This window comes from Gracilibacillus oryzae (assembly GCF_009498735.1).
GTDB lineage: Bacteria > Bacillota > Bacilli > Bacillales > Amphibacillaceae > Gracilibacillus > Gracilibacillus oryzae.
Genome location: NZ_ML762424.1, coordinates 154,148 through 166,164 on the forward strand (window position 1 = coordinate 154,148; position 12,017 = coordinate 166,164).

A 12,017-nucleotide genomic window follows, 5' to 3' on the forward strand; every position below is an offset into this window, starting at 1 on the left:
ACGAATAGGGAGAAAATAAAATTAATTATTATAAATTTTTTTGACCGTCTGAAATCTCCCCGCTGTCAAACTCGTACTTTATTAAATTTGTTCCCATAATAAACGGAGAAGCCAATAATTACTGGTGTTAACAAAATGGTGGGTGTAAACCAAAGAATTACGCTGACAGAGTCAATATTCAACAACCTTGGTGCACCGAACACAAGAAAAGCTGTTATTGTTGAAATAGAACAACTGAGCATCCCGATTAAATGCTCAATATACCAATGGCCCTTTATTGCCGGCTTTCGCAGCCAGTAAATTAGTTGACTTCCTGATAGAAACAGACCAACAAGCGGAAAATAAGAAAGTAACGACATGTTGATTATAAAACCATAGACACTTATGCCAATAGAACTAAGGAATAGCAGAACTGGAAACCCTAATACATCTAGCCGAACATTCCTTGTTGTTCTCCTCTTATAGCGTAACACTCTTAAGCCATACCATACCGTTGCTGAACTCAAAACCGCAATATAAACTAAAAACCAGGAAAAAGAAATAACTCCTGTATCACTACTTTTATCAATGAAAATTCGAAAAAATCCCATATAAAACGCGGAGATCGCTACAATTGCCATGGAATAAACATAAAGCCAGCCAATCCTCTTATGCAGAGGGCCGCCTTTTTTAACAATGACCGTTATCCAGAAAATAACCAATGCTGTAAAACCTGCAATAATGTGTGCAATACGAAAGAAATCAAACAGGACCATTTACTGTCTCCTCCTGTTCTCTAGTTTCCGCTAAACTTCTCAAAGTTTCTTTTAGTCCTTCTTCATAGGATGTTTTCGGTATTGGACCAATCTCCCGTTCATATAATTCTCCATCTAACACGACAGGCTCTTTGGTCAAATAAAACATTTCCACAACTTCTCTCATATTTTTGTCAAACAAGCCAAGCAGCTGGATCATCAATTTATTCACAATCACTGGTTTTCCATTTTGGTTTGTTAGTTTGTCTGTAATCTCAAAAATTTGTTTACCTGAAATCACGTCTGTTGCAGGTATGTTCCAGTTCCGTCCGTATGCAGTCTCATGAATTGCTAAATTAACCAATGCTTTTGCCCCATCTGGAGTATAAATATATTCACGCAAAATGTTCGGATCTCCTACAAACATCGAACGCTTCTTTTCCGCTACAGATTGGAGATAATAATTCAGTATCGCATTTCCGGCATGAGGGCCGTAGAAATCCGGAAAATGTGCAATAACATAGGAAACACCAGAATCTTTCACCATTTGCTCAAGTTCCAGCCTAATTTGCCCTTTTCTTGTATGAGCTTGCTTAGGCTGGTCTTCCTTTATTTTCTTTCCACTATTTTTTCCATATCCATATATGTTATCAACGATGGCAAGCCTGGTCTTATGTTTTTTGGCTGCATTCAATGTATGCTGCATTATTTTAGGCAGTTTTTCTGCCCATTCTGCATATGGCACATTGACACTGTGAATGATAAGATCCGTACCTTCCGCTGCCTTGATGACTTCCATTCCATTCAGCATATCGCCAGCAACAATATTCACTAAACTGTTGTTTCCGTATAATTGATACAGCTTTGCTTTCGTTCTGGCAAAAGCAACTACTTCCATTTCTCTGCTTGTTAATTCATTGACAATTGCACTACCCATCCCGCCACTTGCTCCTAATACTAATACTTTCATAAAAATACCCTCCTTTATTTGACCATCGGTTAATTAATGGGCAAAAAAATTAATCTTTTGTAATTGACCGCAAAATTAAATCAACGTGGATATCCGCCATGCTTTTGATATTTTCAAATGATTGATCTGTCCGGCAATATTGGGCAACAAACCCATGTAACATAAGAAATACTGACCATATAACGGGTACGGGTAACTGATTATTTGTAAACTCTGCAATTTTGGCTGCGAACTTTTGATAACTTTTGATCGGGCTTTCCATATCATAACTGTTAATTTCCTTATCTCTGATCAGAAACATTACTTCGTAGTGATTCTTGTAAGTAACACCAAACTGAATATAACCTAACAATAATTCACGTAATTTTTCTTTGTTACTTAGCTCCAGCTGATCTAATTTATCAATTTCTTTATTTATCATGGCAAAATCCTGATCCACCATTGCTGTAAACAGATCTGCTTTACTCGTAAAATGATAATAAATTGCACCATGACTGTACCCTAAGCTTTTGGCTATTTTCCTCATGGAAACATTCTGATATCCTTCTTCTACGAACAGTTCATGTGCCACATCGATAATCATTTGCTGTGTTAGTTCCTTTTCAACTGCTCTTCTTGCTGCCATCTTCATTCTCCTTTTTATTAACCACTGTTCAATTAAATCATAAAAGACACTGGAAAAATTGTCAAGATTTTTAAAGAAAAAAAGACAGTCTGCATTTTTTATAGAAAAAGTGCAGGCTGTCTTTCCTGTTAAATATAACTTATTGTCATTAGTTTAGAAAAGCTAAAGCAGTAACAAAGAAAAAAGCTCTTTATCCTGATCAAGAATACCGTTGCAAATGTTTTCTGTAATTTTGATACCAATCATATATTTCGATTGATGGTGGCAAATCGTATTCTTCCTCCATCATGTCCACAAGTTTATTAAATTGATCCTCAATTTCTTGGAACAACTTCATCTTGTCGTAAAGTTTCATAAGCTGAAAATAACTAATTTCTAATTGTGGACAGAGGACTTGGACCTGCTGATATAAATCTACAGCTTTATTACATTGTTTATTTCTTACATAATATTCACTAAGCTTTTCTGTTAATTGCAGCAAATGCTGTCGATAGATATCTACCTCGGCAGCAGCCCAATTAAATTGATAAGAACCAAATAAGTCACCAGTGTATTGATGAAACAGGTCCATGTAATACTTATGGTTCTCTCCTGTAATTTGGTCAAGTGACTGGATGCTATCAGCCCAATTGTCGACTAGAAAGTGAACTCTCTCATCTAGTTCAAGAATATAACCATTCTCCATCCGTGAAGTGCTTTTTATTTCAATTCCATTAATATTGGCTTTCTTTAATGAATTTCTTATATGATAGATTGTTGTATACAATTGCTGGTTTGTCTTTTCCGGATCAAAATCTGACCAGAACATTTCAATTAGAGAGTCTTTTGAAACAAACCTATTGCGGTGATGGAGAAGATAGGCAAACAATTCCAATGCTTTTTTTGTTCTCCATTTAACAGGAAGTTCCTCACTATTACATACGAATGTGATTTCGTCAAAACAATTCAGCAAAATGCTGCCATCTTTGTTTGTTATCATTTCTTGGTTCAGGGTTAGCTTTGACAAACGATCCAGTGTTTTTAACAATCTATTTTTTTGGACGGGTTTTAGAATGTAATCTAATGCAAATAGTTCAAAAGCTTCAATTGCATATTGGTCATACCCTGTTATAAAAACAATATGAATATTGGAATTGTATTCTTGTATTTTAGTAGATACTTCCAACCCATTAATCCCTGGCATATTAATATCCAGAAAGATAATGTCAGGTGAAGTAAGCTTTATTTTTTCGATCGCTTCTGTGGCCTCTGTAAATGCACCTATTATTTCTACAGAGAAATCTTCACTAAATAATTACTATAATCAATCACATTAACCCATGACTATTAGTCTTTTGTATAGGGAACGGAGAAGGAAATAGTTGTTCCTGCATTCCTGCTAGTGGTTATAACCAGTCCACTCCCAAAGAATTGTCGCAATCTTTTATCTGTATTTAACAGTCCTATCCCGTATCTCTGATCGGGCTGCTGTTCTTTAATCATTTGAATCACTTCATTTGGCATGCCATTACCATTATCTTTAATCAGGATTGTGACATCTTTTTCATTTTTCTCTGCTTCAATTACCACTGTACCTCCGTCTGCTTTTTTTAATATGCCATGATTGATAGCATTTTCGACAATTGTTTGAATGGATAAAGGCGGGACTTGAACCGGAATATCTTCCTGGATCTTCCATACTACATTGATTTTATCAACAAACCTTACTTTCTCAATCAGGAGATAGGCTTTTACTAAATCTATTTCTAAAGCTATAGGCACCACTTCATTTAAATTCTGAAAGTCGAAACTAGTTTGTAAATAATAGATAAAACTTTCTAATACTTCTTCCATTTTATCCGGATCCTCATCATTTAACGCCAGAATAGAGTTTATCGTATTAAATAGGAAATGAGGATTTATTTGCGCTCTAAGCCATGCTGCCTCTAATTTCAATTGATTTGTTACAGCATTCTTCAATTCAGCAAGTACTTTTACTCTTGCCTTCAGTTCCAGAGGATCTACCGGTTTTACCAAATAATCATTAGCACCAACTTTAAAGCCAATTTCTAAATCAGCGCTTTTTGCTCTTGCGGTCAGCAATAAGATTGGTAATTCAGACAAATCATACTTTCTTCTTATTTCTTCAGCTAATTGATATCCCGTCATTTGCGGCATCATCACATCACTTATTACTAAATGGACTTGATTATTATGGAGAAACTCCAAAGCCTCTCTTCCATTGTTTGCATAAAATAGCTGGTAATTTTCATTGATCAATATTCTCGAGATTACCTCATAATTAATTTTTTCGTCATCAACAACTAAAATCCTTGCAGAATAATTTTTCTTTTTTGCAACAGCATGAATATCACTATTGTTATTCGAGACTATTGACAGATCTGTCTCTTGCGCAATAACCTGTTTTTCCCCGAGTGGCAAGGTAAAAGAAACAACAGTTCCTTCCCCGATAATAGAAGATAGATGAATATCTCCCCCATGCAGTCTTATTAATTCCCTTGTAATTGTTAAGCCAAGACCTATACCGCCTGTTATACCATTTGCATTATCTTCAGCTTGTTCATATGGCTGGAAAATCCTTTGTAATGATTTATTGTCAATTCCTCTCCCTTGGTCAGTAACAATAACTTTTACATAGCCATCAACTATTTCTGTTTCCACAGTCACTGTTCCCTTTTCTGTGAATTTCACGGCATTATGCAAGATATTTAATAAAATCTGGATAATCCTGTTCTCATCACCTGAAATAATGATTAAGTCTGAAGGAACATAATTTATTATCCGAATATTTTTCCCTTCGGTTAAATATTCGACCATTTTGATTACACTACTAATCAATGGTTGTAGAGATATGTTATTTTTAACTAGTTTTATATTCTTTTCTCTTATTTGTGATAAATCTAATAAATCGTCTATCAATAAAGACATTCTTTTTCCAACAGTCAGTAATAATTGCATATCTTTTTGATCTGACTGTGTAATTTTGTTGTTTTTATTATGCAGCACATAGTCTGCGATATTAATTATGCTGTGTAATGGACTCCTTAATTCATGGGAAGTATTTGCAAAGAAATCATCCTTACTCTTCATTGATTTCTGTAATTCTTTTGTTAACCTTTCCGTTTCTATCACATAGCGAAAAAAGCGTTTCATCCAAAAAATAATAAAGCAGGTAATGGTTATAATTAAATCGAATGGATAGAAGTCAAAGAACAATTCAGAGTTGTATTTTAGATTTGCCCATAATATATTGCTTGAAACAACAATTGTACAAAATATTAGATATAACATATCATTAACTTTATCTAGTATTGCTCGGATAAACTGTATGATCAAAATCGAAACTGTAGATAAAAGTATATAGGATAATACTGAAGTAAAAGGAACGAAAACATACTCAGGTGTTATGATAACAAATAAAATATACAGCGAAAATAAGATGGTATGAACTGTGACCAGTCTGTTCAGCGCATAATCAGGTAATAGTTCTTTAGAGAAAAGCAGCAAAAAGATAGAAATGCAAGTATAAACGGTAATCCTGATTCTTAAAGAATCGGCATAATTCAAGGACAAGTCTAAAAACAGGACTGTATCTTCATCAAATAAAATCATCAAGGCTGCACTGACAAATAAAAAGAAAAAGTAGACTAATATCTTATCTTTAAATCGGATGAAATAAATAATAAAGGAAAGCAGTGCGAGTAGCCCGAACAAAACCAACACAGAGAATTTACTGTATTTTGCTGAATCTATGTATTTATTAATAATATCCGCTTTACCAAACATTATTGGTGCTGTATTAAATTGAATGGGAATTTCATTATGACTCACTTGTACGGTGATTGTTACTGGAGACTGATCAACATAGAATGGGATAACAACAGGCAATGTTTTCGATTGAAATACCTCTGGGTTAGAGGTTACATTCCCTACTTCTCTCATTAATTCCCCATTAACATAGACCTTTGCCGCTGTTGGCATTCTTGGCATATGGATACTGTAAAGCTGATTGACTGAATCCTCTTCCAGATCTATTTCTAATTGATATGTAGCATAGTGAAAGGACCCGCTCTTCCTATTGATCCAATGTTCAGGAAAGCTTTGATAATCCATCTCTGTCGGGCTTTCCTCCAGCTGTTCTCTTGCAACTGTTAATTGGTCAGGATAGTAACGCCACTTGCCCTTTAGAGCGATTGCCTGATCAACATCTAACAGTTCCTCAGAAAATGATATCTTTCCCTCTTTTGCTTCATACGAATTGTTTATATCAAGGGCCCCTAGCCATAATAATCTAATGGTTATAAGTAACCCAAGGAATATCAATATGGGGAAAACGTGTTTTATAATGGATCGATATTTCAAAACGTCCATTCCTCTCATCAGTATACTTAACTAACTTTACCTTTCATATTATCACATTCTCCCTATAATATTTGAATTGTTTTAATCAGAATCACCCAGTAAAACATTACCTAAAGTAATCAACTGTATATGACACAAGTAACCATAATCAATAATCAAAAAAAAAAACAGAGAATAAGCTCTCTGTTTTTTAGTATTCTACCTTATCAGCAGTTGTCCGCCACAGTTCAAATGGCTGTCTTCCTGAATCCACCTCTATCTTCTTCATTATCATGCTTCTCTTTTCCATTGTTAAGCCAATCTGGTCATATATAAATTGGTCATCAAAGCCAATCTCTGCTGCCTCTTCACGAGTGTTATAATAAAATACAGCCTTTGGTCTAGCCCAGTATATAGCACCAAGACACATCGGACAAGGCTCACATGTTGTATATATTTCACAATCTGTTAACTGATAATCATCTAAATTAGCACAAGCATCCCTAATAGCTGAAATTTCTGCATGTGCAGTCGGATCATTAGATGTTGTAACAATATTCGTTCCTTTCCCTACTACTATTCCATCTTTAACTATGATCGCTGCGAAAGGCCCGCCATTTCTATTTTCGACATTTTCATAAGCTAACTCTAATGCATGTTTCATCATTGCCATATCCATGTACTTTCTCCTCCTTCATAATCTTTGACCATCTGTGATGAACAACCATGAAGTATTAGAAAATGGGTTCGTTTTTCTTATACTTGGAACTTCAAACTTTCTACTACCTCAAGCAAAACGCCCTTACAGAAATTTTATGCTTTCCTGCCGTGTAAAAAAGCAAATAGTACTTGAAAACGTTTTTATGAAGTGCTATAATCTTTTTATCAGAAAGGATGTTACCGTTTTCGGGTAAGTTCTGAGCTGATATAAATGTATGCGTTTATATCAGCTCAGATTTTTTTTATTTGTTGAGAAATTCTCTCACTGCAAAAGCAACTCCATCTTCATGATTGGCTTTTGTAGTATAGTCAGCCAAGGTTTTAATTTTTTCATTCGCATTCCCCATTGCCACTCCAAATCCCGCAGCTTCAATCATGGAAACATCGTTAAAATTATCTCCTATTGCCATAACATTTTCCATCTTGATGTCATATTTTTTTGCAAAGGTTTTTACCGCAATTCCTTTTTGCGCATCAGGATGATTGAATTCCAGATTGGATAAACCTGAGGAGGTTATTGTAAGGTATTGCTCATTTTCCAGTGTGCTTTTCACTTGATCAAGCGTATTATCGAGTAAAGAAAATGCCAGAATCTTATACACTTCAATATCTTCACGATCGAATAATGCATCAAAATCATGGATCGTTTCAATTCTCTCTTGCTGAAAACGGTTGGCTGCCTGTACTTTCAGGTCTTCGCGGGACGAACCAGGATAGGCTGATTCCATAATATCAATCATTACCTCTAAAAATTTCTCCCTGCTTTCTGAGTATGTAGCTTTATTTGTAAATACTTCAAAATACATATTATTTTGCTGACAAACCTGTTGTATTTTGCGGCAAGTCTGTTTATCAAGTGGTGCAGACCTTATTAGCTGGTCATCCTTATCATATATTTTCGCACCATTCAAGCAAATAATTGGAAAATCCAATCCAGCATTCATAAGCGGAAATTTTGCAGCTGAATAGGATCTCCCTGTTGCCACAACTACTTCTACACCACTTTCCTTAGCCAGCTGTAAAGCTTTTTTGTTCTCTTCACTAATTTCGTGATTTTGATTTAATAATGTACCATCTAAATCTGTTGCTATTAATTTCATAAACTTTCCCCCTTTATGTACTTTTAACCCTAATCTTACTTTAAAAAAGTTTGAAATGTAAATAAAAAGAAGTCAAATGTAGCATAAATTACAACTTGTTTACCTTGTCAAACGAACAGCGCTCTCACTTCCCCCCTATCTTTGCATCCCACATAATACTATGTTTAGAACTTATTCATTAATATACAATGTGTAAACAGAATAGAGAGCAGATCTATACGGAAAGTGTTTTTTTTCAAATTGGTTACAATTGTCATCATTTTTTAACCTGACAAAATGTTTGATAAGGCAGGAAAAGGTGTATAGATAACTAACACCAAAAAACATATTAAACTACACGGAGGTTATTCAAATGAAAGAATTTAAATCAAAGAAAATTATTTTAGATAACAAATTATCAATAAATGAAGTCTTGGCAATTAACTTATATGAAAAAACGTTCAATGGGAATATATATTTGCTACATAACCACGAGATGGTTAATACAAAACACCTTTCTGAATTAGTAACGTTTTCCTTAATGATTGAAGAAAATTCAGAAATACATTTCGTGGCAGAAGGAAGAAATTCTGAGGAAGCTTTAGAAGAAGTTGCTGAAAAATTACAGACAAGAGAGCTGAGCGAAGCATTATAAGCGAACTGGCAGGAAAAGCCAGTTCGCTTTTCATCTTTTACATAAAGTCAAAATAATAACGAATGATATGGAAAAAGATTGGAGAGGTATAAGTCAAACTATCAATTCTGGATAAATAACGACCCTTCAATAACTCCTGCTTTTCCTTGTTTCCAATTAATAGATCCCGTTTTAATACAGAAATAGTCAAACTTCCGGCAAACCCTGCCAGACTTACAATGATCCCAGACAATATACCGAAATTTAATGCAAATGGTGTCAAATATGGGTAAAGCAAAAAGGAAATAATGGTTGTCATCAACATACCACCAATAAACCCTTCCCACGTAATATAAGGATTCGCAGATGGAACAACTTTCCTTTTTCCCCAGTATAATGAGATCAGATATTGGATCACGTCATTAGCTTGTGTTAAGATAATCAAAAATAAGACTAAATAGGATCCATGCTCTGGTGAGGCAAATTGATAATATGCTAAGTGGCTTAAACCAAATACCATTAACATCATTCCCCACTGAGTAAAGCTGACAGAACGAAGAAAGCCTACAGTACCTTTTCTGATAATCCGCGGTAATGGCAAAAATAAAAAGACATAAACAGGGATAAAGACAATAAACATGCCATACCAGCCGATGTAGATCCAAAAATATTGAACAGGAATCATTAAATATGCCCATAAAAACAATCTGCGATCAGACTTTCTTGTTTTCATCATGGAAAAATACTCATTTAACGCAAAATAAGACAGTAGCATAATGGAAAGCAACGATAGTTTCGTACTGAATAATGTGGCAAAGAAAAAAACGACATACATGCCCCACCAAACCTTGACACGATATTGTATACCGGAAAAGTCTTTATTTGGCTGCTTATTTTTAGCAATTTTATATAATATTGTTACAATGATTATAGCTATTAGAATAATAGATAAAGTCCAAATGGTTTCTTTCATAGCATCCCCCTCTTTTATCCCTGCCTTGTTTATTTTACAATAACACTTATATAATAAAAAGATGAGAATGATACAAGGGGGAATCAATCTGTATGGGTTATGTCTATATTATGCTCTCAGATACCGGGACATTGTTTACAACGATGATCAAAAAATATACGAAAGCACCGTATAATCATGCCTCTATTTCTTTTGATCCTGAACTGAAAGAGTTGTACAGCTTCGGGAGAAAGAATCCAAAAAATCCGCTTCATGGCGGTTTTGTAAAAGAAGACATTTGGACAGGAACTTTCAGAAGATACCCTGATACCATTTGCGTTATCTATAAATTAGAGGTCAGTGAAAGACAAAAGGCAAAGATGAGGCGTGTTCTAAATGTCTTTATTAAAAATAATAACAAATATTTATATAATATCTTAGGCGTACTTGGTGTCTCTGTAAAAGAGCCAATCGAATTCAGCAACTCTTATTTCTGTTCACAGTTTGTTGCTGAAATCCTCAATCGCTCAGGAATAAAGCTATGGGATAAACTGTCTGTCATGATAACACCAGATGATTTCAGGAGTTGTGATCAATTAGAACTTATATATGAAGGAAAACTACTTGAATTCCCTCCTATTTTGCAGCACAATCCATTTAACTGAGATTCAAAGGATTATATTTTGGGTAAAATAACGGTAAGGGAAGAAATAGGTACGGACGGAAATGGGAGTGAGCGCTTGGGTAAGTTAAAGTTTATCTCAATGTTAATAATAGTTTTCTTAGGCTTGTACTTTTTTTATGGTAAAGAATTTGAACAATCAGGAATTTCTGGTGTAAAGGATCAATTAACAGAAGATGTTGAATCCATAACAGAACATCCAAAAATTCATGCAATCATTGACACCATTAGTCAAGAGATTCAATTATTAAGAGGGAAAGTGGAAAACTCCGAAGAACAGAATATACCCGATGTGGAAAAACCAGAGTTAAATGCACCTTCTTCGCAAACTTTTTCCATCTATAATATAGAAATAGGAGATTCGAAAACAGAAGTGGAAAATCAATTAGGAAGTGCACAGAGCTCTTCTCTTAATGAATATGGAACAGAATGGTTTACTTATCATGAAAATTACCACAATTTTGTCATGGTTGCCTATGATAACAATCAACAAGCAGCGGGTATATACACAAATCAGGATTTATTAAGCTCAACAAACGGGCTGAAAATAGGGAGTGACAAAAATACAGTAAATACCGTCTTAGGTGAGCCTGTGGAGGGTATTCGAAAAGGATTTACTTATTATCAAACCCAGAATAATGAAGAATATGATACTTTTCTGATGGATCAGAACTATGTGACGATTTTCTATGATCTACATGAAAATGATACGATAACGGCTATTCAAATTATTTCAGCAGACTTAGAAGATAATAAAGAGGCTTTCTTTGCTGTACCTAGTGAGCAGTTAAAGAAGGGGTTTGAATACCAATTATTTGATCTCACCAATGCAGCAAGAGTTGTTCATGGAAAATCTGTGCTGACATGGGAGGAAACAGTTAAAGAAACAGCTCGTGATCATAGTGAGGACATGGCTGTTAATGGTTACTTTTCCCACACCAACTTAGAAGGTCAGTCTCCATTTGACCGCTTAACTGCAGATGGGATCGTTTACCGAATGGCTGGGGAGAATCTGGCAGCCGGCCAGTCCAGCAGTATTTTTGCACATGAAGGCTTGATGAACTCACTGGGACACAGGAAGAATATTCTCCAGAATGACTATCAATCACTAGCAGTAGGTGTAGCATTTGGGGATGATTCCAGACCATATTACACAGAGAATTTTATAACACCTTGAGCCACTTTTATCAGCAAAAAACCGAACGATGAGTCGAATCATTTTCCATTCGACTTCGTTCGGTTTTTTTGATTGAATTAATTACCGTTCATTTTAATTGTGA

11 protein-coding genes are annotated in these 12,017 nt (G+C 34.9%); 3 read left to right on the forward strand and 8 right to left on the reverse strand.

Translation table 11 applies throughout. The features are described 5' to 3' along the window. Nucleotides 1-65: 65 nt before the first annotated feature. From F9U64_RS00720 to F9U64_RS00750, 7 genes are all read right to left on the reverse strand, one after another. A complete protein-coding gene (locus F9U64_RS00720; RefSeq protein WP_153400860.1) occupies nucleotides 66-755 on the reverse strand; it encodes a DUF2306 domain-containing protein in 690 nt (229 codons plus the stop codon). Beyond that, nucleotides 742-1,704: an NAD(P)H-binding protein gene (locus F9U64_RS00725; RefSeq protein ID WP_153400861.1), complete on the reverse strand. Its 963-nt coding sequence runs from the start codon at nucleotides 1,702-1,704 to the stop codon at nucleotides 742-744. The genes F9U64_RS00720 and F9U64_RS00725 overlap by 14 nt, the downstream gene beginning before the upstream one ends. Before the next feature lie 49 nt (nucleotides 1,705-1,753). Then, nucleotides 1,754-2,329, reverse strand: a complete 576-nt coding sequence (locus F9U64_RS00730; protein ID WP_153400862.1) for a TetR/AcrR family transcriptional regulator — start codon at nucleotides 2,327-2,329, stop codon at nucleotides 1,754-1,756. A gap of 199 nt (nucleotides 2,330-2,528) precedes the next feature. Beyond that, nucleotides 2,529-3,596 carry a response regulator gene (locus tag F9U64_RS00735; protein ID WP_228275566.1) on the reverse strand — a complete coding sequence of 356 codons (1,068 nt, stop codon included), beginning with the start codon at nucleotides 3,594-3,596 and terminating at the stop codon, nucleotides 2,529-2,531. Nucleotides 3,597-3,655: 59 nt separating this feature from the next. Next, nucleotides 3,656-6,691 carry a hybrid sensor histidine kinase/response regulator gene (locus F9U64_RS00740; RefSeq protein ID WP_194287238.1) on the reverse strand — a complete coding sequence of 1,012 codons (3,036 nt, stop codon included), beginning with the start codon at nucleotides 6,689-6,691 and terminating at the stop codon, nucleotides 3,656-3,658. Nucleotides 6,692-6,881: 190 nt separating this feature from the next. After that, entirely contained in the window at nucleotides 6,882-7,349 is a 468-nt protein-coding gene (locus tag F9U64_RS00745) for a nucleoside deaminase (protein WP_153400865.1), read from the reverse strand. Between the two features lie 283 nt (nucleotides 7,350-7,632). Beyond that, nucleotides 7,633-8,490, reverse strand: a complete 858-nt coding sequence (locus tag F9U64_RS00750) for a Cof-type HAD-IIB family hydrolase (protein WP_153400866.1) — start codon at nucleotides 8,488-8,490, stop codon at nucleotides 7,633-7,635. Nucleotides 8,491-8,842: 352 nt separating this feature from the next. Here F9U64_RS00750 and F9U64_RS00755 point away from each other — a divergent pair, with 352 nt between their 5' ends. Next, complete coding sequence (locus tag F9U64_RS00755; protein ID WP_153400867.1) at nucleotides 8,843-9,124, forward strand: HPr family phosphocarrier protein; 282 nt, start codon at nucleotides 8,843-8,845, stop codon at nucleotides 9,122-9,124. Between the two features lie 37 nt (nucleotides 9,125-9,161). Here the strand turns inward: F9U64_RS00755 and F9U64_RS00760 are convergent, their stop codons facing one another. Next, on the reverse strand, nucleotides 9,162-10,076 hold the full coding sequence (locus F9U64_RS00760) for a phosphatidate cytidylyltransferase (protein ID WP_153400868.1): 915 nt from the start codon (nucleotides 10,074-10,076) through the stop codon (nucleotides 9,162-9,164). Nucleotides 10,077-10,168: 92 nt separating this feature from the next. Between F9U64_RS00760 and F9U64_RS00765 the strand changes: the two genes are divergently transcribed. After that, nucleotides 10,169-10,720, forward strand: coding sequence for a C40 family peptidase (locus F9U64_RS00765; RefSeq protein ID WP_153400869.1), 552 nt, complete (start codon nucleotides 10,169-10,171; stop codon nucleotides 10,718-10,720). 18 nt (nucleotides 10,721-10,738) lie between these two features. Beyond that, nucleotides 10,739-11,914: a CAP domain-containing protein gene (locus F9U64_RS00770; RefSeq protein ID WP_228275534.1), complete on the forward strand. Its 1,176-nt coding sequence runs from the start codon at nucleotides 10,739-10,741 to the stop codon at nucleotides 11,912-11,914. The last annotated feature ends 103 nt before the right edge of the window (nucleotides 11,915-12,017 follow it).

Bases quoted from the DNA above. Each gene is read 5' to 3' on its own strand.
- F9U64_RS00720 (WP_153400860.1), bottom strand. From the start codon at position 755: ATGGTCCTGTTTGATTTCTTTCGTATTGCACACATTATTGCAGGTTTT.
- F9U64_RS00725 (WP_153400861.1), bottom strand. From the start codon at position 1,704: ATGAAAGTATTAGTATTAGGAGCAAGTGGCGGGATGGGTAGTGCAATT.
- F9U64_RS00730 (WP_153400862.1), bottom strand. From the start codon at position 2,329: ATGGCAGCAAGAAGAGCAGTTGAAAAGGAACTAACACAGCAAATGATT.
- F9U64_RS00745 (WP_153400865.1), bottom strand. From the start codon at position 7,349: ATGGATATGGCAATGATGAAACATGCATTAGAGTTAGCTTATGAAAAT.
- F9U64_RS00750 (WP_153400866.1), bottom strand. From the start codon at position 8,490: ATGAAATTAATAGCAACAGATTTAGATGGTACATTATTAAATCAAAAT.
- F9U64_RS00755 (WP_153400867.1), top strand. From the start codon at position 8,843: ATGAAAGAATTTAAATCAAAGAAAATTATTTTAGATAACAAATTATCA.
- F9U64_RS00760 (WP_153400868.1), bottom strand. From the start codon at position 10,076: ATGAAAGAAACCATTTGGACTTTATCTATTATTCTAATAGCTATAATC.
- F9U64_RS00765 (WP_153400869.1), top strand. From the start codon at position 10,169: ATGGGTTATGTCTATATTATGCTCTCAGATACCGGGACATTGTTTACA.